Origin of the sequence: Pseudonocardia abyssalis, from assembly GCF_019263705.2 — a bacterium.
Lineage (GTDB): Bacteria > Actinomycetota > Actinomycetes > Mycobacteriales > Pseudonocardiaceae > Pseudonocardia > Pseudonocardia abyssalis.
This window is the reverse complement of the sequence record NZ_JADQDK010000001.1, coordinates 3,505,148-3,526,062: the sequence shown is the minus strand read 5'-3', so window position 1 is coordinate 3,526,062 and position 20,915 is coordinate 3,505,148. Positions and strand designations below refer to the sequence as shown.

Sequence of the window (20,915 nt, the reverse complement as noted above, 5' to 3'; positions counted from 1 at the left end):
GGCCGTGCTCGACTCCACCGCCGCCGTCCTGCTCGCCCGCACCGCCCGCGCCCAGCGCGACGGCCGCGTCCCGTCGCTGGTGGCGGGGGTGGTGCGGGACGGCGGGCTGGTCTGGTCGGCGGGTCGCGGTGCGGTCGAGGAACCGCACCGCGACGTGCAGTACCGGCTGGGCTCGATCAGCAAGACCGTCACCGCGGTCACGGTCCTGCGGCTGCGCGACGAGGGGCTGCTCGACCTGGGTGACCCGCTGGAGCGCCACCTGCCCGGCACGCCGCTCGGTGACCGCACGCTCGGGCAGCTGCTCAGCCACCTCGCGGGCGCCGGGTCGGAGAGCCCGGGGCAGTGGTGGGAGCGGACGCCCGGCACCACGCTGGAGGGGCTCGCCCTCTCCGACGCCGACGTCGTGCTGCCGGCCGCCCGCCGCTTCCACTACTCGAACCTCGGCTTCGGGCTGCTCGGCGAGCTCGTCGCCCGGGTGCGCGGCCGCAGCTGGTCCGACGTCGCGCGCGAGGAGGTGCTGCTCCCGCTGGGGATGCGCCGCACGACCCCGCGCCCGGACGGCCGCGCCGCCCAGGGGTACGCCGTGCACCCGTGGGCCGAGGTCGTCGTGCCCGAGCCCGAGCACCACGCCGAGGTCATGGCCCCGGCCGGGCAGCTGTGGGCGACCGCCGACGACCTCGCGCGCCTCGGCGCGTTCCTGCTCGGCGACACCGGCGACGTGCTCTCGCCCGACACCGTCGAGGAGATGACGCTCCCGGCCGGGATCGACTCCTCCGCGCCCGGCTGGTCGTCCTACGGCCTCGGAGTGCAGGTCCAGCGCACCGGCGGGGGCCACGGATCAGGCGGGACGGTGCTGGTCGGCCACGGCGGATCGATGCCGGGCTTCCTCGCGGGGCTGTGGGTCGACCGCGAGGAGGGCACCGGCGCACTCGCCCTGGGCAACACCACCTCCGGTCTCGACGGCGGGCTGCCCGCAGCCCTGCTCGCCGACGTCCGCGCGGCCGAACCCCGCGTCGTCGACGCCTGGGCGCCCGCACCGTCGCCGGTGCCGCTGGAACTGCTCGGCCCCTGGTACTGGGGCCCCTCGCCGTACGTGTTGCGCGCCGTGTCCGGCGGTCTGCTGCACCTGGGCGGGCTCGGCCGCCCTGGCCGCTCCAGCCGCTTCCGTCCCGGCCCGGACGGCACCTGGATCGGCCTTGACGGCTACTTCGCGGGCGAGACCCTGCGCCTGGACCCGGTGGCACTGGACCTGGCCACGTTCGTCTTCACCCGCACCCCGTACGACCCCGCCGCGCCGGTGCCGGGCGGCACGGACGACTGGGCCTGAACGGCCCGCTCAGCGCTGCGCCACCGTGGGTCCGGGACCCCGACGGTCGACGGTCACCCGCTGTGCAGCGCACACGCGCACGACTTCCTGCTGCCGTCCTCCGTCGGGCGCGGGGACCAGGTCCGCCGGGTCGACGGGCGCGACCGGCGGCTCACCGAGGGCGGCGCCTTCGGCCCGCCTGCTGCTCGTGGACCCCGCCCCGACGGTCGCGGAGGTCGGTTCGCGGGTCGGGTACGGCGACGCCGGCCATCTCGCCCGTCGCTTCCGCGCGGCCCACCGGACGAGCCCGGCGGCGCCCGTGGTGGACGGGCCGGCTCAGTCGTCGGCGAGCAACCGTGCGCGCCGCGCGAGCACCTCGGGACGGCGCCGGTCGTCGGCGGGCAGGAGCTCGCCGAGCCGGTCGTGCACCTCGAGCTCGTCGCGGCCCAGCGGGTGCGCGGCGAGCTCGGCGAGCAGCTCCACGTCGTCGGCGTCGAGGACCAGGCGACGCAGGCCGACCTCCAGCTGGTCGCGCAGCTCCCGGATCTCCGGGGCGTCCGAACGCGGCAGCAGGGGGCCCGCGCACGCGCGCAGGGCCTCGGTGGCCCGGCCCTTGCGGAGGGCGGTGCGGACGGTGTCGAAGTCGGTGTCGACGGCGGCGTCGAGGCGGTACGGGCGGGTACGCAGGACGTCGGCCCCGATCAGGCCGCGCAGCCGCAGGATCTCCCCGCGGACGGTGGTGGGGTTGCCGTAGTCGCCGTAGAGCAGCAGGGCGAGGCGCTCCGCGGTGAGGCCGTCGGGGTGCAGGGCGAGCGCGGTGAGGATCTCGGCGGGCCGCAGCGTGACCGGCACCGTCTTCCCGTTGAGCACCACGCGCGGGCCCGCCTCGCCCATGAACCGCAGCGACAGTGCGCTGCGTCGGACGGCGCGGGCGGTGCGCGGGGTCCGCAGCAGGTAGCCCTCGGCGAGCGGCTCGACGACCATCTCCCGGCCGTCGTCGAGCAGCACGCGGTCGGACCCCTGGGGCAGCGCGACGCGCTCGGGCCACGCGCCGTACGGCTCGCCCGCGACGATCCGACCGGTCGGGGTGACGAGCGCTCCCTGCCCGCGCAGGCTCGTGAGGTGCGGCATGTTGCGCACGCGCAACCGCTCGTCGGCGATGGCCAGGCGCACGCGCAGCTGGTTCTCCGCGAGCTGGGCGGTGGCCGAGACGAGCTGCACCATCGCCGGGTGCACGGTGTGCAGGGGGCCGGAGATGTCGATGGCGCCGAGGATCGCGCCGGTGTCGGGGTCGTGCACCGGGGCGGCCGCGCACGTCCACGCGTGGAACGCGCGGACCAGGTGCTCGGCGGAGTGGATCTGCACCGGCGCGTCGATCGCCAGGGTGGTGCCCATCGCGTTGGTGCCGATGGCGTCCTCGGACATCCGGAACCCCGGCGAGAGGCCGGTGTCGTCGGCGATGTGCAGCAGCCGGGCCGCGCCCTCCCGCCAGAGGATGGTGCCGTCGGCGTCGGTGACGAGCATGACGTGCATGGCCTCGTCGGCGATGCTGACGAGCGTGCTGCGCAGCAGCGGCAGCACGTCGTTGAGCGGATGCGTGTCGCGTACCTCGGAGAGGTCGTCCTCGGCGAACGTGGCGGGCGGCGTGTGCCGGTCGGGGTCGACGTGCGCGGCGAGGCTGCGCTGCCAGCTCGCGGACACCAGCGATCTCGGGCCCTGCCCGCCGGTCTCCCCGGACAGCGCCCTGTCGTAGATCCCGTGCAGCACGCAGGCGTGCTCGACGGGATCGTGCACCGGCGTCGTGCCGGGCTCTCCGCGCGTCGTCATCTGTAGCTCCGAGCGTCATCGCCCCAGGACATGCCCTGCGGTCATCATTGCCCAGGCCCCCGGACGGGGCAAGCCGACCCCTCGTTGCGCGTGCAACGTCGAGGCAACGCGACGGTGCCTAACGTCGCACCTCAGTGACGCGTGACACGCCCGACGGCCCCAAGGAGGTTGGCCCGTGACCATCGACGCCGTGCTCGAACCGGACGTGGCTCCGTTCGACCGATCCGCCGCGGTTCGCCCGACGGCATCCCGCACCGCCCGCCTGCTGATCGTCGACGGCGAGGCGATCGTCCGCTTCGGTCTCCGCCAGCTCGTGGCACCCGATCCCGAGCTGGCCGTCGTCGGCGAGGCCGCCTCGCCGCGCGACGCGCTCGTTGTCGCCGACCGATGTCCCCCCGACCTGGTGATCCTCGACGTCGACCTGGGCCGCGGCGACTCGGCGGGCGTCGAGTTGGCCCGGATGCTGCTCGAGCGCCACCGCGGTGTGCGGATCCTCGTGCTCACCGGCAGCCGCGACCGCGAGGTCATGCGCCGCACCGTGCGCCTGGGCGTGCACGGTTACCTCCGCAAGGGCGCAGAGACCGTCGAGATCCTGCGCGCGATCCACGCCCTGCTGCGCGGCGAGAGCGTCTTCGACTCCCGCGGCCCGGGCACGCCCGCCGACGTCGTGCGCGAGGAGGACCGCCCCGCCGTCCGCCAGCTCGGCGGCGCGATGCTCACCGACCGCGAGAACCAGGTGCTCCGCCTGCTCGCCGTCGGGATGTCGAACCGCGAGATCGGCGCCCGGCTGCTGATCAGCGAGGCGACCGTCAAGTTCCACGTGCGCAACCTGCGCGACAAGCTCGAGGTCCGCCGCCGCACCGAGATCGTCTACACGGCCACGCGGCAGGGCATCGTCTGAGTCCTGCTCTACCCTGCTCCGATGGAGCTGGTCCCTGCGGTGCTGGCGAGCGGGTGGGCGAGCGGTGTCAACGCCTACCTGTGTGTCGTCGTGCTCGGCGTGCTGGGCCGGTTCGGCGGGATCGAGGCCGTCCCCGAGGCCCTCACCCGCACCGACGTGCTGGTCGTCGCCGCGGTGCTCTACCTGCTGGAGTTCGTCACCGACAAGATCCCCTACGTCGACTCGCTGTGGGACGCGGTCTCCACCGCGATCCGGCCGACGGCGGGCGCGGTGATCGGGCTGCTCATCGCGGGCGACGCGGGCTCGCTGGAGCAGGCCGTGCTGGCCGCGAGCGGCGGGGCGGCGGCCCTGGTCAGCCACCTCGTCAAGGGCGGGCTGCGGCTGATCGTCAACACCTCGCCCGAGCCCGTCACGAACATCGGGGTGAGCCTCGGGGAGGACGTCGCGGTGGCCGGTGTGGCGACGCTCGTCGTCGTCGCGCCGGCGGTGGCGTTCGGGATCGCCGCGGTGCTGCTGGTCCTCGGCGTGATCCTGCTCGTGGTGCTGTGGAAGAACGTGCGGCGCGGGTACCGCCGCTACCGCGCGTGGCGGGAGCGGCGGCTCGCGGTCGGCTGATCAGCCGAAGAAGACCTCGGCCTCGGCGTACAGGGCGGGGTCGACGACCTTGAGCTCCTTCGTCGCCTCGCTCAGGGGCACCATCGTGATGTCGGTGCCGCGCAGCGCCGTCATCTGGCCCCAGTCGCCCCGGTGCACCGCGTCGATCGCGTGCAGGCCGAAGCGGGTGGCGAGCCAGCGGTCGCGTGCGGTGGGGGTGCCGCCGCGCTGCACGTGCCCGAGCACCGTCGTGCGGGCCTCCTTGCCGGTGCGCGCCTCGATCTCCCGGGCCAGCCAGTCGCCGATGCCGCCGAGGCGGACGTGGCCGAACGCGTCCTTCTCCTCGTTGAGCAGGGACTCGTCGCGGTCCTTCGGCTTCGCGCCCTCGGACACGACGATGATCGGCGCGTAGTCGAGCCGGAACCGCGACTCGACCCAGGTGCAGACCTGCTCGATGTCGAAGGGCACCTCGGGGATGAGGATGATGTTGGCCCCGCCCGCCATGCCGGCGTGCAGCGCGATCCAGCCCGCGTGCCGCCCCATGACCTCGACGATGAGCGCGCGGTGGTGCGACTCGGCGGTGGTGTGCAGCCGGTCGATGGCCTCCATCGCGATGTTCACCGCGGTGTCGAAGCCGAAGGTGTAGTCGGTGCCGGAGAGGTCGTTGTCGATCGTCTTCGGCACCCCGATGACGTTGACGCCGATCTCGTGCAGTTTCGTCGCGACGCCGAGGGTGTCCTCGCCGCCGATCGCGATGAGGGCGTCGACGCCGAGGTTCTGCAGGTTGGTGCGGATCTTCTCGACACCGCCCTCGATCGCGAACGGGTTGGTGCGCGAGGAGCCGAGGATCGTGCCGCCGCGGGGGAGCAGGCCCCGGACGGCGGGGATGTCCAGGGGCTTGGTGAGGGCCTCCAGCGGCCCGCGCCAGCCGTCGCGGAAGCCGACGAACGAGTAGCCGTACTCGGGGACGCCCTTGCGGACGATCGCCCGGATGACCGCGTTCAGTCCGGGGCAGTCGCCACCACCGGTGAGCACGCCGACGCGCATGTGAGAGGCCTCTCCATCGATGCAGAAGTGGGCACACGCTAGCGTCGCCGGGTTCGACGGTGCGAGGAGGGCTGGACGTGCGGGAGCTGACGGCCGACTGCGCGCGCTGCACGGCGCTGTGCTGCGTCGTCCCCGCGTTCGCCGCCTCGGCCGACTTCGCGATCGACAAGCCCGCCGGGACGCCGTGCCCGAACCTGCGGCCCGACCACGGCTGCGGCATCCACACCTCCCTGCGCGACCGGGGGTTCCCCGGCTGCACCGTCTACGACTGCTTCGGCGCGGGGCAGCAGGTCGTCCAGGTGACGTTCGGCGGGCGCCCCGACGCCCGCGTCGCCGCGGTCTTCCCGACGATGCGGGTGCTGCACGAGCTGCTGGCGTTCGAGACCGCGGCCCTGGCGATGGGGACGGCGCTCGACGACGACCTGCGCCGCGCCCGCGACGAGACGCTGCGCCTGTCCGACGGCACCCCCGACGCGCTCGCCGCGCTCGACCCGTCGGCGCACCGGGCGGAGGTGGCGGGGCTGCTGCGCGCGGTGAGTGCGCTGGTCCGCGACCCGGCGGGCCCCGACCACGCCGGCGCGGACCTCGTCGGGTCCCGCCTGCGCGACCTGCGCCGCGGCTGCCTGCGCGGGGCCGTCCTGCTCGGGGCGGACCTGCGCGGAGCCGACCTGCGCGGGGCGGACGTGCTGGGCGCCGACCTGCGCGGCGCCGACCTGTCCGGCGCCGACCTCACGGGTGCCCTGTTCTGCGTGCAGGCCCAGCTCGACGCGGCCCGCGGCGACGGGGCGACCGTGCTCCCGGCGGGGACGGGGCGCCCGGCGCACTGGGCGCCGGGAGACGGCGGTCCCGGCTGAGGCCGGCCTGCGGACCCGCCCGGGTGCGGGCCGCCGCCCGCGCACCTTCCCGCGGCCCGCGCACGTCCGGACGTGCGCGGGCGGCGAGCCGGTGCGCGGGCCCGTTCAGGCCACGGCGTCGACCAGCCCGTACTCCAGCGCGTCGGCCGCGGTGAGCCAGCGCTCGGCCGCGGTGTCGGCCGCCACCCGTTCGACGTCCTGACCGCTCCGGGCCGCGGTCACGGCGAGCACCTCCTGCTTCTGCTCGCCGAACACCGCTGCCCCGACGGCGCCGGCCGAGGGCGTGCGCAGGGCCAGCCGGGCGTGCGGTGCGGCCGTCCGCTGCCCGGGCGCACCCGCGGTGACGATCAGCTGCCCCACCCCGGCCACGACGCCGACCGCGCAGGTGGCGACGGCGGGTGCGACCAGCGCCATCGTGTCGACGACGGCGAGCCCGGCGCCAGCCGACCCCGCGGTGCAGGACACGGTCAGCGTGATCCCGCGGCGCGGGTCGCGGGCGGCGAGGAGCCGCAGCCGGGCACACACCCGGTCGGCGGCGTCGGTGTCGAGGACGCCGCCGACGTGCACGACGCGGACGTCGAGCAGGTGCTCGACGAGCGGGTCGGCCCCGGCCACGAGCACCGTGGAGGTCAGCGACGGGACGGCGGGTTGCGGGGTGACGGTGGGCTGGCGGGGTTCGTGCACGGTGGCTCCTCGGTCGGCGGTACCTCGACGCTAGGGCGGCCGGCTGCGCCGGCGGGCGGCGTTCGCCGAGGGCCCGCGTTTGCGCCGTCGGCGAACCGGACATCCCACCGCCGTGGAACCCCTCGACGACGCCCACGCCCGGCCCGCCGGTGCCTCCGACGACCTCGTGTCCGCGGTCGGTGCGCTGTCGGAGGCGTTGGAGCGGATCGAACGGGCCCGCGGAGCGCTCTACGAGTTCCACCAGCTCACCGGCGGCGCCGACGCCCAGCTCGACGACGTCGTCGACACGCTGCGGGCCGAGGGGCACGGGGATCTCGCCGAGCGGATCGCCGACGAGCTGATCGGCCTCAACGCGATCGCCGGGCGCTGGACGTTCCAGATCGTCGAGGAGTTCGACGACGGCTACTACGCGACCTGGCGGGAGCTGGAGCGCACGGTCCGCGACGCCACGATGGGCGGGCGCCGCCACGTGCTGGAAGCGGAGATGAAGGCGCGTCGCCGCACGGCGGGTCGGGCTGGCCACGAGGCCACTCCGGGAAGCTGATCGGGGGATTCACCTCGCGTCCATCCGGGCGCCACCGGCTCCTCGATCGGGCTACCTAGTGTCGGAGCGTTCCCGAGCTCCCACCAGGAGGATGACCGTGGCCCAGTCCTGCCCGGATGCCGAACCCACCACCCGGACCGGCCTGCTACCGCTGGTCACCGACCAGCACCGCCCCGGCCGTCTCTACACCTGCCGCTACCGCTGCGGCGACGCCTGCGCGCAGCCCGTGCCCAACCGTTCCGAGAACGAGTACTTCGGCACGATCCTGCAGCGCGCGATCTCCCGCCGCGGCGCACTGCGCGCCGGGGCGGTGATCACCCTGGCCGTCGGGGCCACCGGGGCGCTCGCGGCCTGTGCGCCCGCAGCTCCCGGCGCCCCCGAGGGCACCGGCGGTGGCCTGCCCGCAGGCCTGGACTACGAGACCGTCCCCGTCAACAACACCGACGCGATCACGGTGCCGCCGGGCTACCGCAGCAACGTCGTGATCCGCTGGGGTGACCCGATCGTCGACGGCGCCCCGGAGTTCGACTTCGCGAACCAGACGCCCGAGGCGCAGGCGCAGCAGTTCGGCTACAACAACGACTTCTGCGGGGTGCTGCCGCTCGACGGCGACCGCCTCGTCATGTTCAACAACCACGAGTACACGATCGAGCCGCTGATGTTCGCGGGCTACGACGAGGAGAACCCCACCGAGACGCAGGTGCGCATCGGGATGGCCGCGCACGGGCTGTCGGTGCACGTCGTCGAGCGCGACCCGGCCACGGGCGAGATGCGCGCGGTGCTCGACCCCCTCAACCGCCGCTACACCGCCACGTCGGAGTTCGTGCTCACCGGTCCCGCCGCCGGTTCCGCGCTGCTGCGGACCACGGCCGACCCCACCGGCACCCGTGTCCTCGGGACGCTCAACAACTGCGCGGGCGGCGTCACGCCGTGGGGAACGTTCCTGTCCGGCGAGGAGAACTTCAACCAGTACTTCGCCAACGCCGCGTCGGTCGTCGACCCCGTGGTCCTCACCCGGGCCGAGCGCTACGGCATCACCGAGGAGGCGTCGGAGCGCAAGTGGGAGCGCTTCGACCCGCGCTTCGACATGCTCGCCGAGCCCAACGAGCCCAACCGGTTCGGCTGGATCGTCGAGGTCGACCCGCAGGACCCGGCGGCCACGCCGGTCAAGCGCACGGCGCTGGGCCGCTTCAAGCACGAGGGCGCCACCATCCACCTCGCCGCCGACGGCCGCGCGGTGGCCTACATGGGCGACGACGAGCGCTTCGACTACGTCTACAAGTACGTCTCGAACGCGACGGTGCAGGAGGGCAACACCCGCGCCGCCCGCGAGGCCAACGCCACCCTGCTCGACGAGGGCACCCTCTACGTCGCCCGCTTCACCGGCAACAGCCCGGCCGCGGAGATCACCGGCGACGGGGCCCTGCCCGCGGACGGCGCGTTCGACGGGACCGGAGAGTGGATCAAGCTCGCGGCGGGCACCGAGTCGTTCGTGCCGGGGATGTCGGCCGAGGAGGTCTACGTCTTCACCCGCCAGGCCGCCGACCTCGTCGGAGCCACCAAGATGGACCGTCCCGAGGACGTCGAGGCCAACCCGGTGACCGGACGCGTCTACATCGCGCTCACCAACAACACCGACCGCGGCACCGAGGGGAAGGCCGGTCCGGACGAGGCGAACCCGCGCATCGAGAACGCGCACGGGCACGTCGTCGAGTTCGAGGAGGACGGCGGCGACGCGGCGGCGGGGGCGTTCGCGTGGCGGATCCTGCTGGTCTGCGGCGACCCGGACGACCCGAGCACGTACTTCTCCGGGTTCGACAAGTCCCAGGTCAGCCCGATCACCTCGCCGGACAACCTCGCGTTCGACGGCCACGGCAACCTGTGGATCTCCACCGACTCCGGGCGCGCGCTGGAGGTGCCGGGCGCGCCGGCCGGCATCAACGACGGGCTCTACGGGGTGTCGCTGGAGGGCGAGACGCGCGGGCGCATCGCGCTGTTCGCGACCGTGCCGAACGGTGCGGAGTGCTGCGGCCCCGTCGTCACGGACGAGTTCGTGCTGATCTCGCCGCAGCACCCCGGGGACCTCGACGGCGCGAGCACCGAGACGCCGCAGTCGACCTGGCCGGACGGGCCGGGTTCGCAGCCGCGGCCGTCGGTCGTCAACATCTGGCGGGAGGGCGAGGGCGGGCGCCCGGGGCGGATCGGGGAGTAGGAGCTACGTGCAGAGCCCGGCGAGCGGGTCGCCCGACCCGCCGCCGCGCTCGAACGACACGTGAACGTGGTCGTAGTGGTTCTCGGTGACGCCGCCGCGGTCCGACATCGACTCCCAGCCGTCGCCGTAGTTGACGCGCTGGCGCCAGATCACGTAGCTGATGCCGAGCGCCTCCTGGTTGGCCAGGGCGCAGTCGGCGATCCGGTCGCCGCGCTCGCGCTCGGTCATGAAGTCGATCGCGAGGCCGCGCGGATGGTCGGAGACGCGGGCGCGCCCGGCGACGCCGATCAGCGTCGGCGACTCGTAGAGGCAGGAGATGAAGCGGGCGGCGTCGCGGACGAAGTCCTTGACCGACCCGAGCCCGCGCAGCGGCACGTCGCAGTTCGCGGCGGCCTCGCGGGCCAGGCGCGCCTCCTCCTCCGCGCGTGCGGCGTCGGCGAGCCCGGCGGCCTTGAGCAGCGACTCCGCGTCGGCGACGGGGGGCAGGGAGTCGTCCTGGCCCAGCACCGGCAGGATGCTCGCGGCGAGCAGCCGCCCGTCGACGAGCTGCCCCTCGACGGGAGCGGCCGGGGTCGCGGCGAACGCGGCCGCGGGGGTGGGGGCGGCGGCGGTCCCGGCGGCCGACTCGGCGGCCAGTGCGAGGGACGCGGTGTCGTCGGGGGCGGCCGGGAGCACCGGGACGAGCGGCGCGGCGACGGACAGCAGCCCGGCGGCCGCGGCCGCGGCCACCAGCCCGTTGCGGACGGCCGGCGCGGAGTGCCGCGGGCCGACGCGGGGGGCGAGGGCGGGGAACTCGCGGGGCGGGGCGGGGAACTCGCGGGGCGGGGCGGCGAACTCGCGGGGCGGGGCGGCGAACTCGCGGGGCGGGGCGGCGAACACGCGGGGCGGGGTCCGGTCGTCGGGCCGTTCGAGCAGGGCGACCCCACCGCCGCCCTCGTACGGGGCAGGCGGCGCGTCGGCGCGACGCGGCGACGCACCGGGGACCGCGACCGCCTGGGGAGCGGGCCGCTGGTGCGTGCGCCGGCCGGCGGGGGAGCGATGCCGGGACACGTCTACCTCTTCGTCGGGCCGTCCGGCGTCCGGTTCGGGGACCGGCCGGGGTGGGGACCCCGGTGCCGTACGGGCTGTTCCGTCGCCGATGGTAGCGAACTGGTCACGGATCGGAGTCAACCGTCACTCCGGGTGGGTCGGGCGTGTCGCTCGGCGCGACGAGCGGCGATCAACACCCGGCGAGGCTGCCGCCGCCGCCGGAGTCGAACGAGACGTGCACGTGGTCCATGTGGTTGGCCGTGGCACCGCCCCGGTCCTCCATGGGCTCCCAGCCGCTGCCGTGGTTGATCCGCTGCTCCCAGATGACGTAGCTGATGCCCAGGGAGTCCATGTTGCGCAGGGCGCAGGCGGCGAGCGAGTCGCCGGTGGAGCTGTCGACCATGAAGTCGATGGCCTTGCCCGACGGGTGGTCCGAGGTGCCGGCGCGGCCCGCCACGCCGTGCATGGCCGACACGTCGAAGATGCAGCCGAGGAACTCGGCGGCATCGCGCACGAAGTCCTTCACGGCGCCCAGCTGACCGGTGTCCATCCCGCAGTCGCCGACGGAGGACCGGCGCTCGGCCTCCGCGGCCTCGGCGGCGGCCCGCTCGGCCTCCTCCGCGGCGCGGGCCTCGGCGGCGACGCGCTCCTCCTCGGCCCGCGCGATCTGCTCCTCGGCCATCTGCACGGCCTTGACGAGCGGCGTGGGGTCGTCGAGCACGTCGGTGTCCGGCACGACCGGCACCACCGCCGGGAGCATCAGCACCTCGGGTACGTCGCCCTGGGCCGGGAGCTCGGAGCGGGCCGCGACGTCGGCGATCTCCGGGGTCGCGGCGGGTGCGGCGGCTCCCATCAGGGACAGCGCGCCACCGGCGACGGCGACGACCGCGGCACCGCGGCGCACCGGGGTGGAGCCCAGCGGTCCGGGGAACGCCGGTGCCGACGGGGCGGAGACGGGGACCGCCCGGCGCGTCGAGGGCGATCCGGTCGCCCGGCGCAGTGCCGGGGACGGAGAGCCCTCGTGCGCGCGGCGACCTCGGGGGGAGCGATGCCGAGCCACGTGTGAACCTTCCGGGCCGACGGTGCGGCTGGACGTCCGGTTCGGGGGAGCCGGTCGGGTGGGGAGTCCCGTGTCCAGTTCGTGACCGTGCCGTCACTGACCCGGGACCGAAACTAGGCAACCTCCGCGCGTTCCGCTCGCTCGGACGCACTCCGCTACGGCGACCGTCACGCAGCGTGCGACGAACGGCGCCTGGCTGGCCCATTCGTCGCACGGGGCGCGGTCACTGCTCGCGCAGTCGGACCACCCGGCCGTCGAGGGGCTGCAGGTCCCGGGCGTCACCGTCGGGGAACAGTTCGCGGACGTCGGCGATGGTCTCGTCGGCCAGCGCGCCGGGGGTGCGGAACACGAGCCACGACACGCCCTCGGTGTTGGGCTTCGTGGTGAGCGATCCGGGGTAGCGCAGGGTCGAGAGGTCGGCGGGCAGGTCGCCGGCCAGGTCGGCCCCGAGGATCGCGACCTCCTCACCGCACTCCTCGGGCAGGTCGTCGAGGACGCGGTCGGCAGCCGTGGTCCCGGGCCCGCCGCCGTCGAGGAACCGGCCGATCACGAGCGTCTCGTCGTTCGGGCCCTTGTGCACGAAGTGCTGCTCGACCGGGAAGCGGCGCCCGTCGAGCGTGTGCTCGGACCCGGTGTGGAAGTGGAACTGCTCGAGCTCGTAGCGGACGCCGTCCAGCGAGATGCCCGCCGCGCCCGCCGGGACCTCGGCCTCGATCGTCTCCTCGCGGCCGCGGGTGGTGCAGCCGGTCGGGTCGTCGGGGTCGCGACTGACGTAGCGGACGGACAGGTCGACCGACCGCGGGTAGTCGACGACGAGCTCCGGCAGCTCGGGTGCGGCGACGGCGTCGGTCGTGCTCAGCGCGATCGGGCTCTGCTGCGGGCCCATCGGGGGTGCGGGGCTCGTGGACGCCGCGCCCGTCTGCGGAGGGTTCGTGAGGGGCGGTGACGGGGTGGCGGCGCAGCCGACGACCCCGGGGGCGAGGAGGAGGGCGGGTACGGCGGTCAGGAACGAGCGGCGGGTGGGCACGACGTCGAGCTCCAGTTCCAGGTCGGTTCACTCTTCTCGGTGACCCGGAAGCTACGCCCGGAAGTGGATCATTGCCAGTGCTAAACGTATGTCGTCCCCGATGTCCGAAACCTGGGAGGACCGACGATGAGCAGCCCGAATCCGGGGCCTGATCGACCCGTGTAGGGTTCGTGGTGTTCGTCCGTCGGTTTCGGTGTTCGTGTGATGCACGCCCGCAGGAACAAGTTGTCGGAGTCAGCCCGGTCCACAGAGGTCCGGGGGGTCGCCGTCAGGGACGGTCGGTCGGGTGGTCGCGCAGTGCGACCCCCACCACCATCTGCTAGGAGCTCATCGCATGGCGCAGGGAACTGTGAAGTGGTTCAACGGGGAGAAGGGCTTCGGCTTCATCTCCGTCGACGGGGGCGGCGCTGACGTCTTCGTGCACTACTCCGAGATCGACGCGGGCGGCTTCCGTTCGCTCGACGAGGGGCAGCGCGTGGAGTTCGAGGTCGGCCAGGGCGCCAAGGGCCCGCAGGCCACCGGCGTTCGCGTCGTCTGACCCACCCTTCTTCGCGGAAGCCCGTCACCCTCTCGGGGGTGGCGGGCTTCCGTCGTTCCCGGGGGCGGTCGGGAGTGGCCTGGGATGCGTCGGACGGTGCTCCGGCGGTCGGCAGCCGGTCAGGCCGGCGGGTCGTCCAGCAGGTACCAGGGCACCATGTTGATCGCGCCGTTGAGGCCGGGCATGGGCACGCCCTGCGCGGTCAGGTCACGCTCCTCGTCGCGCGCCACCACCATCCACCGCCCGGCGGTGTCGCGACTGAGTTCGAGCTCGACCGTCTGGTCCTCCTCGTCGGCCCGCGAGCGGTAGATGCGGCACCGCGAGGCGACCTCCCAGATCTGGGCGTCGACGAGGAAGGGCACCTTCTCCAGGATGGGGAGCACGTCGTCCATGTCCGGAATCTAGCGGTGCCCCGCCGCGTCGGGTGTCTCAGAAGTTGCCGCGCCGCTCCTGCTCGCGCTCGATGGCCTCGAACAGGGCCTGGAAGTTGCCCGCGCCGAAGCCCAGGGACCCGTGCCGCTCGATGATCTCGAAGAACACGGTCGGGCGGTCGCCGAGGGGCTTGGTGAAGATCTGCAGCAGGTAGCCGTCCTCGTCGCGGTCGACCAGGATCCCGCGGCTCGCCAGCTCCTCGACCGGCACGCGGACACGGCCGATCCGGGCGCGCAGGGCGGGGTCGGAGTAGTACGAGTCCGGTGTGGACAGGAACTCGACGCCGCGCTCGCGCAGTGCGTCGACCGTGCGCAGGATGTCCGTCGTGGCCAGCGCGAGGTGCTGCGCGCCGGGCCCGCCGTAGAACTCCAGGTACTCGTCGATCTGGCTGCGCTTCCTGCCGATCGCGGGCTCGTTGAGCGGGAACTTGACGCGGTGGTTGCCGCTGGCCACGACCTTGCTCATCAGTGCGGAGTACTCGGTGGCGATGTCCCCACCGACGAACTCGGCCATGTTCGTGAAGCCCATGACGCGGTTGTAGAAGCCGACCCAGGTGTCCATCTCACCGAGCTCGACGTTGCCGACGACGTGGTCGAGCGCCTGGAACAGGCGGGGCCCTGCCGTCACGCCGCCGCGCGCGACGAACCCGGGCAGGTAGGGGCCGGAGTACCGGGAGCGGTCGACGAGCGTGTGCCGGGTCTCGCCGTAGGTGGCGATCGCGGCGGAGCGGACGGTGCCGTGCTCGTCGGTCACGTCGTGCGGCTCCACCAGCACCACGGCGCCCTGGGCGCGGGCGTGCGCGACGCAGCGGTCGACGTCGGGCACCTCGAGGGCGATGTCGACGATCCCGTCGCCGTGGCGGCGGTGATGGTCGGCGACGGACGAGGCCGGGTCGACGGCCCCGGTCAGCACGAACCGCACGGCGCCGGAGCGCAGGACGTAGGCGTGGTGGTCGCGGTTGCCGGTCTCCGGGCCGGAGTAGGCGACCAGTTCCATGCCCCACACGGCCTGGTAGAGGTGCGCGGCCTGGGTGGCGTTGCCGACGGCCCACACGACGGCGTCCCAACCGGTGACGGGGAACGGGTCGGTGTCGCCGTCGTGCTCCACGAGGCCGACGAGCTGCCGGAGCTGGTCGAGGTCGAGATCGGCCAGTCGCTCCTGGCCGGTGAGGGTCTGGTCGATGCTCATGCACCCATGACAGCGTCACGACCCGACACTGCGCAACAGGCCCCGCTCGGGCTGGACGGGATGGGCAGATCGGCCAGTCGGAACCGTCAGAAACTGTACAGTCTGCCCATGTTGGACGCCCTCGACGTCGACCTGCTCCGCGCCCTGCGGGAGACGCCCCGCGCCGGCGTCCTGGAACTGTCCCGCACGCTCGGGGTGGCGCGGGGCACCGTGCAGTCGCGGCTCGACCGCCTGGAGCGCGACGGCGTCGTCACCGGTTACGGGCCCGACGTCGACGTCGTCGCGGCCGGGTTCGCGGTGCAGGCGTTCGTGACGCTGGAGATCGCCCAGGGTGCTCTCGACGACGTCACCGCGGAGCTCTCGGCGCTGCCCGCGGTGCTGGAGGCCTACGCCACCACCGGCACGTCCGACGTGCTGTGCCGCCTCGCCGCGGCCTCGCACGAGGACCTGCAGGAGACGCTGCTGCAGATCGACCGCTCCGGCACCGTCTCCCGCTCGACGAGTGTGATCGTGCTGTCGACCGTCGTCGCGCCCCGGACGGCGCCCCTGCTGGAGCGGGGCCCGCGCCGATCGTCGCCCCGGGCGCCCGCGTACCGCCGCGACCCCGTCTCCCGCCGTGACCGGGACGGGCCCCGGACGTAGCGACCGGGCGTACGCCGACCTGGCGTGCTGCCGGCGCCGGTGGTCGGGTTCGCGGCGGGCGACGGCGCAGGCGGCCTGAGGGCGTGGCGGCGGTCACGGCCGCGGTTATCACGGCTGCGGCGTGTCAGGGGTGGTCGGTACCGTCGGATCACGGCGGCCCGACCGGTCGCTGGAACGGGGGGAAGTACATGTCCGGCGATGGTGTCGCTCTCCACGAGCCGGGGGCACCGGCCACGCGGGTGGGTCTGGCGATCGGGCTGCTGGTCGGCTCGGCGTTCGTCATGATCCTCAACGAGACGATCATGAGCGTCGCACTGCCCGTGCTGATCGTCGACCTGCAGATCAGCGCGAGCACGGCCCAGTGGCTGACCAGCGGGTTCCTGCTCACGATGGCGGTGGTCATCCCGGTCACGGGGTACCTGCTGCAGCGCTACTCGCCGCGGCAGGTGTTCGTCGCGGCGATGACGATCTTCTCGACGGGCACGCTGATCGCGGCGCTCTCGCCCGGCTTCGAGCTGCTGCTGGTGGGCCGCGTGGTGCAGGCCGTCGGCACCGCGGTGATGATCCCGCTGCTGTTCACCACGGTGATGACGCTGATCCCGATCGAGCGCCGCGGCTCGACGATGGGCACGATCTCGATCGTCATCGCGGTGGCGCCCGCGGTCGGCCCCACGATCTCGGGCCTGATCCTCTCCGCGCTCGACTGGCGCTGGATGTTCTGGATCGTGCTGCCGATCGCCCTGGTCGCGCTCGCCACCGGGGCCACGCTGCTGCGGGTGCCGGTGCAGACACGCAAGGTCCCGCTCGACGTCCTGTCGGTGCTGATCTCCGCGGTCGCGTTCAGCGGCCTGGTCTACGGCCTGAGTGCGATCGGCGAGGCCGCGCGCGGCGGGGCCCGGGTGCCGCCGTGGATCCCGGTGGCCGTCGGGGCGGTGGCGATGGTCGTGTTCGTCCGGCGCCAGCTGCGGCTGCAGCGCGACGACCGCGCCCTGCTCGACCTGCGGCCGTTCGCGCACCGCTCGTTCGTCGTGTCGGTCCTGCTCGTGGCGCTGAGCATGATGGCGCTGTTCGGTGCGCTGATCCTGCTGCCGCTCTACCTGCAGGAGGTGCTGGGCACCGACCCGTTCACCACCGGGCTGGTGGTGCTGCCCGGCGGCCTGGTGATGGGCCTGCTCGGCCCGGTGGTCGGCCGCGCCTTCGACCGCGTCGGCGCGCGCCCGCTGGTGATCCCCGGGTCCGTGGTGCTCAGCGCGGCGCTGTGGATGCTCACGCTGCTGGTCGGCGGCCCGCTGTGGACCGTCGTCGCCGCGCACGTCGTGCTGAGCGCGGGCATCGCCGTGATGCTCACGCCGCTGATGACCGACGCCCTGAGCTCGCTCCCCGCGTCGCTGTACTCGCACGGCAGCGCGATCATCACCACGCTGCAGCAGGTGGCGGGCGCCGCGGGCACCGCGCTGTTCGTCACCGTGATGACGATCGCATCGGTGTCGGACGGGGCGATCGACGCGGCCGGGGTCCGCGTCGCGTTCGGGACCGCCGCGGTGATCTCGCTCGGCGCGATCGGGGTGTCGCTGCTGGTGGCGCCGAAGAGGAGGGCCGCGGCCGAGAAGGTCGACGCCGCGGCATGACCCGTTCGGTCGTCGGCGACGTCGGCGACCTCCTGATCCCGGCCGGTGCGCTGCACGAGTCGGTGGGGGCGGGGCCCGGGCTGGACGGGCGACGTTCCGCACCGGCTTCGGCACCGGTCGCGCCGACTTCGATCCCGCCGGGCTCCTCGCCCCGACCTCAGCCGTCGAGGTGGAACGCGGTGAGCCGGGCCGCCTCCGCGTCGACCTCGTCGCGGGCGGCGGGCGGCAGGGGCTCGAACGGCGCGGTCTCCACGCGCCCGTCGGTGAACCGCCAGGTGCCCGCCACCCGACCGTCCACCAGGAACGTCGGCATCGACTGCGGCTTGCGGACGTGGAACACCTCGTGCCGGTGCTCGGCCGGGACGAGGCGGGCGCGGGTGGCGTGGCCGAGGAGCAGCGCGCCGTCGAAGTTGCCGAGGAACCGCACCGGCGCGGGGGTGTCGGCGTCCGGGAGCGGGGCGCGCGGCAGGTCGACGAGCAGGGTGCCGTCGGGGTCGCGGGCGGTGCGCAGTACGAGGCGGTCGAGCACGGTCTTCGTGTGCGTGATCGTCCAGCCGGCGTAGCGGCCGAGGTCACCGGGCGTGGCGGGCCCGTAGCCGCGGAGGTAGCGGCGGGCGAGCAGCTCCTCGGCCGCGGCGGGGTCGACGGGGGTGCGGGGGGCCTTCGCGAGGCCGTAGACGTGCGCGCGCGGGCGCTCCCATGTGCCGGCGGGTGGCACGCGCACCAGGTCGATCCAGAGCTGCACCCCGGCGAACGCGTCCTTCGTGAACCCCGCCGCGAGCAGCCCCTCGACGAGCGCCGCCTGGGTCAGCGGTCCGCCGGCGAGCAGGTCCCGGACGGTGTCGGCGGCGGCCGCCATGTCGATGCCGGTGCTGCGGGGATCGCGGCTCCACAGCAGCCTGCGGTGCGCGCGCACGGCCTCGGTCATCGGCGGGTGGTCGGCGGCGGAGACCATGTGGATCGTGCAGCGCATCACCCAGCCCTGGATGATCCGGCCGCGGGTCAGGGCGTCGGTGAGGTCGGCGCGGCGGAACCCGGCGAGCCGCGACCACAGCCCGACGTAGGCCGACGGGCTGTACTGCGTCTGCAACCCGCCCACCCGCTCGACGGCCGCGACCGGCGTCAGGTCGGCGCGCTCCAGCAGCAGCTGCCGGGCCAGCAGCGCCCGGTTGAGTCGCGCCCACGACAGCTCCCGTTCGGCCACGTGCCCATCCTTCCTACCCGGTGAACGCGGCCAGGAAGCGGTCCCGGAATCCCTCCATCGGCCAGACCGGGGCGTGCGGGGCGGGGCGCAGGCCGGGTGTCCAGCCCCAGGAGGCGATCCGGTCGAGCACCGCGGGGTCGCGGGCGACCACGGAGACCGGGACGTCCGCGGTCGCGCCCCCGCCGGTGACGGCCGCGGACGGCTGGTGGTCGCCGAGGACGAGGAGCACGAGGTCGTCGTCGCCGTAGGCCCGCACCCAGGAGACGACGCTGCCGAGCGAGTAGGCGATCGAGCCCGCGTACTCCGCGGGGCCCGGCGCCACCTCGTGGTACACCGACCCGTCGCCGACGGCCGTCCAGTCCAGCACGGGCGGCACGTACGCCCACGGCGCGTGGCTGCTGACCAGCGCGATCTCGGCCATCAGCGGCGCGTGCGGGGTGTCGCGCTCGGCGCGCTGGAAGGCGGCGAGGGTGTACTGGTCGGGCACGGTCGCCCAGCCGTGGTCGGGGCCGCGGTAGCCGAGCGCGGGGTAGTCGTGGACGGTGTCGTAGCCGTAGAAGCCGGCCTCGGGCCACTCGCGGGTCGTGCCGGGCATGACCCCGACCGTCCGCCAGCCGGCGTCGCCGAACGCGCTGCTCAGCGTCATCCGGTCGCTGTCGACGAGTGCGGCGTAGCGACGCTGGTCGTCGACGCGCAGGCCCGAGAGGAACGTCGCGTGGGCCAGCCAGCTGTTGCCGCCGACGACCGGTGAGGTGAGGAAGCCGCTGCGCGTGGCGAACCCGGCGGCGTCGAGGTCGCGGGTTCCGGCGTCGAGGTGCGGGCCGACCAGGTCGACCGCGTCGCGGCCGTAGCTCTCGACGAACGCGACGACGACGTCCTTGCCCTCGAGCGCGGTGAGGAGCCCGTCGGTGTCGCGGTAGGGGTCGGCGGCGAGCTCCGCGGCGAACGTCTCGGCGTCGGCGAGCCCGTCGCGGACCTGGACGGCGTGGTCGCGGACGAGCAGTGCCGCGCCCGCGGAGGCGACCGGGGCGCCGACGAGCGCGGCGACCACCCAGACCGGCGCCAGTACGGCGACCGCGCGGGCGGCGGTGCGCCGGTGCGCGACGGCGAGCCGGGCCAGGTGCCGGACGGCCAGCGCGACCCCGACGACCACCGCGATCGCGACGACGACGGCCCCCAGCACCGCCCCGACCGCCGCGACCGGGCCCGCCGACCCCGCGGCGAACTCGACGCCCGCCCCGACCGAGGTGGCGTCGAGCAGGGGGTCGAACGGGCGGGCCAGCACGGCGCGGAACCCGGCGTCGAGCACGGCGACGACGGCGACGACCCCCAGACCGATCCCGGCGACGGTGGCGGCGGGCCGGACCGCCCGGGCGGGCAGCAGGAGCAGCAGCGCGACGAGGAGCAGCCCCTCGACGGGCAGCCGCAGCACCCCGAGGGCGTCCCGTGGGACCACCAGCGCGACGAGGACGACGAGTGCGGCGGCGGCGGTCCTCACCGCGCGTGCCACAGGAACACCACGCTCTGCCCGAAGGACCACACGAGCAGGGCCAGCGACACCGCGACCGTCCAGCCCGGCGCCCCGGCGACGGCCGCCACCAGCACGATCCCCTGCACCGCGGCCACGACCTTCGCCGAGTACCGGACCGGCAGGGACCCCCGCAGCCACCCCAGCACCCGCCCCGCGGCGACGTACGCGTAGCGCATCAGCCCGATCGCCAGCACCCACGGACCGAGCAGCGTCGCCACGTGCACGGACAGCACCAGCAGCAGTACCGCGTCGACCTCCATGTCGAACCGCGCACCCAGCGCCGAGACCGTGCCGGTGCGCCGGGCCACCCGCCCGTCGACGGCGTCGAGGACGAGCGCGACGGACGCGACGACGACGATCGGGACCGGCCCCGCCCCGTGGACCACCAGTGCCAGCACACCACCGACCAGTGCGGCCCGGGCGAGCGTGACCACGTCGGCCGGTCCGAGGGTGTCGGTGCCCGCGCGCCGGGCGGCGGTGTCCAGCAGGGCCCAGAGCCCGGCGGCGAACCCGAGCCCGGCCGCCCAACCGGCCGCGCCGAGCCCGGCGACCGCCGTCAGCAGCGCGAGCAGGACGACCTGGGCCGCCGCTCCGCACGCCTGCTGCGCGCGTCGCTGCCGGGATACGGTCGTCACGGGGCTTGTGTACACACATCGGACACGGCCCG

Annotated in this window: 20 protein-coding genes; 9 read left to right on the top strand and 11 right to left on the bottom strand. The window is 74.4% G+C overall.

What is annotated here, in order from left to right:
* Nucleotides 1–4 precede the first annotated feature (4 nt).
* Nucleotides 5–1,327 carry a serine hydrolase domain-containing protein gene (locus I4I81_RS17070; protein WP_372453626.1) on the top strand — a complete coding sequence of 441 codons (1,323 nt, stop codon included), beginning with the start codon at nt 5–7 and terminating at the stop codon, nt 1,325–1,327.
* 315 nt (nt 1,328–1,642) lie between these two features.
* Here the strand turns inward: I4I81_RS17070 and I4I81_RS17065 are convergent, their stop codons facing one another.
* Complete coding sequence (locus I4I81_RS17065; protein WP_218604315.1) at nt 1,643–3,133, bottom strand: helix-turn-helix domain-containing protein; 1,491 nt, start codon at nt 3,131–3,133, stop codon at nt 1,643–1,645.
* A gap of 175 nt (nt 3,134–3,308) precedes the next feature.
* Here I4I81_RS17065 and I4I81_RS17060 point away from each other — a divergent pair, with 175 nt between their 5' ends.
* Both I4I81_RS17060 and I4I81_RS17055 read left to right on the top strand, forming a co-directional pair.
* Nucleotides 3,309–4,034, top strand: a complete 726-nt coding sequence (locus I4I81_RS17060) for a LuxR C-terminal-related transcriptional regulator (protein ID WP_226363418.1) — start codon at nt 3,309–3,311, stop codon at nt 4,032–4,034.
* Nucleotides 4,035–4,055: 21 nt separating this feature from the next.
* Nucleotides 4,056–4,649 carry a DUF4126 domain-containing protein gene (locus I4I81_RS17055; RefSeq protein ID WP_218604314.1) on the top strand — a complete coding sequence of 198 codons (594 nt, stop codon included), beginning with the start codon at nt 4,056–4,058 and terminating at the stop codon, nt 4,647–4,649.
* Here I4I81_RS17055 and I4I81_RS17050 read toward each other — a convergent pair whose 3' ends face one another.
* Nucleotides 4,650–5,675 (bottom strand): 6-phosphofructokinase, encoded by a 1,026-nt coding sequence (locus I4I81_RS17050; protein WP_218604313.1) that lies wholly within the window; start codon nt 5,673–5,675, stop codon nt 4,650–4,652. It lies immediately after the preceding gene.
* Nucleotides 5,676–5,752: 77 nt separating this feature from the next.
* Here I4I81_RS17050 and I4I81_RS17045 point away from each other — a divergent pair, with 77 nt between their 5' ends.
* On the top strand, nt 5,753–6,529 hold the full coding sequence (locus tag I4I81_RS17045; RefSeq protein WP_218604312.1) for a pentapeptide repeat-containing protein: 777 nt from the start codon (nt 5,753–5,755) through the stop codon (nt 6,527–6,529).
* 105 nt (nt 6,530–6,634) lie between these two features.
* Here the strand turns inward: I4I81_RS17045 and I4I81_RS17040 are convergent, their stop codons facing one another.
* On the bottom strand, nt 6,635–7,213 hold the full coding sequence (locus I4I81_RS17040; protein WP_218616166.1) for an ATP-dependent Clp protease proteolytic subunit: 579 nt from the start codon (nt 7,211–7,213) through the stop codon (nt 6,635–6,637).
* 112 nt (nt 7,214–7,325) lie between these two features.
* Between I4I81_RS17040 and I4I81_RS17035 the strand changes: the two genes are divergently transcribed.
* Together I4I81_RS17035 and I4I81_RS17030 are read left to right on the top strand one after the other, a co-directional pair.
* The gene (locus tag I4I81_RS17035) at nt 7,326–7,757 is read left to right on the top strand and encodes a hypothetical protein (RefSeq protein WP_218606081.1); all 432 of its coding nucleotides are present in this window, start codon (nt 7,326–7,328) and stop codon (nt 7,755–7,757) included.
* Between the two features lie 91 nt (nt 7,758–7,848).
* On the top strand, nt 7,849–9,969 hold the full coding sequence (locus I4I81_RS17030) for a PhoX family protein (RefSeq protein ID WP_218606082.1): 2,121 nt from the start codon (nt 7,849–7,851) through the stop codon (nt 9,967–9,969).
* Between the two features lie 3 nt (nt 9,970–9,972).
* Here the strand turns inward: I4I81_RS17030 and I4I81_RS17025 are convergent, their stop codons facing one another.
* From I4I81_RS17025 to I4I81_RS17015, 3 genes are all read right to left on the bottom strand, one after another.
* Nucleotides 9,973–11,019, bottom strand: a complete 1,047-nt coding sequence (locus I4I81_RS17025; RefSeq protein ID WP_218616165.1) for a VldE C-terminal domain-containing protein — start codon at nt 11,017–11,019, stop codon at nt 9,973–9,975.
* Between the two features lie 169 nt (nt 11,020–11,188).
* Entirely contained in the window at nt 11,189–12,058 is an 870-nt protein-coding gene (locus I4I81_RS17020; RefSeq protein WP_218606364.1) for a VldE C-terminal domain-containing protein, read from the bottom strand.
* 223 nt (nt 12,059–12,281) lie between these two features.
* Nucleotides 12,282–13,085, bottom strand: coding sequence for a carbonic anhydrase family protein (locus I4I81_RS17015; protein ID WP_218616164.1), 804 nt, complete (start codon nt 13,083–13,085; stop codon nt 12,282–12,284).
* Between the two features lie 334 nt (nt 13,086–13,419).
* Between I4I81_RS17015 and I4I81_RS17010 the strand changes: the two genes are divergently transcribed.
* Nucleotides 13,420–13,623 carry a cold-shock protein gene (locus I4I81_RS17010; protein ID WP_185721642.1) on the top strand — a complete coding sequence of 68 codons (204 nt, stop codon included), beginning with the start codon at nt 13,420–13,422 and terminating at the stop codon, nt 13,621–13,623.
* A 119-nt stretch (nt 13,624–13,742) separates the two neighbouring features.
* Here the strand turns inward: I4I81_RS17010 and I4I81_RS17005 are convergent, their stop codons facing one another.
* Together I4I81_RS17005 and hppD are read right to left on the bottom strand one after the other, a co-directional pair.
* Nucleotides 13,743–14,015 carry a hypothetical protein gene (locus tag I4I81_RS17005; protein ID WP_218605612.1) on the bottom strand — a complete coding sequence of 91 codons (273 nt, stop codon included), beginning with the start codon at nt 14,013–14,015 and terminating at the stop codon, nt 13,743–13,745.
* A 37-nt stretch (nt 14,016–14,052) separates the two neighbouring features.
* Entirely contained in the window at nt 14,053–15,243 is a 1,191-nt protein-coding gene (gene hppD / locus I4I81_RS17000) for a 4-hydroxyphenylpyruvate dioxygenase (protein ID WP_218605611.1), read from the bottom strand.
* Nucleotides 15,244–15,351: 108 nt separating this feature from the next.
* Here hppD and I4I81_RS16995 point away from each other — a divergent pair, with 108 nt between their 5' ends.
* Together I4I81_RS16995 and I4I81_RS16990 are read left to right on the top strand one after the other, a co-directional pair.
* On the top strand, nt 15,352–15,885 hold the full coding sequence (locus I4I81_RS16995) for an Lrp/AsnC family transcriptional regulator (protein ID WP_308187683.1): 534 nt from the start codon (nt 15,352–15,354) through the stop codon (nt 15,883–15,885).
* Nucleotides 15,886–16,073: 188 nt separating this feature from the next.
* Nucleotides 16,074–17,513 carry a DHA2 family efflux MFS transporter permease subunit gene (locus I4I81_RS16990; protein ID WP_218605610.1) on the top strand — a complete coding sequence of 480 codons (1,440 nt, stop codon included), beginning with the start codon at nt 16,074–16,076 and terminating at the stop codon, nt 17,511–17,513.
* Between the two features lie 157 nt (nt 17,514–17,670).
* Here the strand turns inward: I4I81_RS16990 and I4I81_RS16985 are convergent, their stop codons facing one another.
* Genes I4I81_RS16985 through I4I81_RS16975 form a run of 3 tightly spaced genes read right to left on the bottom strand, consistent with a single transcriptional unit; the run spans nt 17,671 to nt 20,883 of the window.
* On the bottom strand, nt 17,671–18,717 hold the full coding sequence (locus I4I81_RS16985) for a winged helix DNA-binding domain-containing protein (RefSeq protein WP_226363417.1): 1,047 nt from the start codon (nt 18,715–18,717) through the stop codon (nt 17,671–17,673).
* Nucleotides 18,718–18,730: 13 nt separating this feature from the next.
* The gene (locus I4I81_RS16980) at nt 18,731–20,215 is read right to left on the bottom strand and encodes a sulfatase-like hydrolase/transferase (protein WP_226363416.1); all 1,485 of its coding nucleotides are present in this window, start codon (nt 20,213–20,215) and stop codon (nt 18,731–18,733) included.
* On the bottom strand, nt 20,212–20,883 hold the full coding sequence (locus tag I4I81_RS16975; protein ID WP_218616163.1) for a CDP-alcohol phosphatidyltransferase family protein: 672 nt from the start codon (nt 20,881–20,883) through the stop codon (nt 20,212–20,214). The genes I4I81_RS16980 and I4I81_RS16975 overlap by 4 nt, the downstream gene beginning before the upstream one ends.
* Nucleotides 20,884–20,915: the final 32 nt, after the last annotated feature.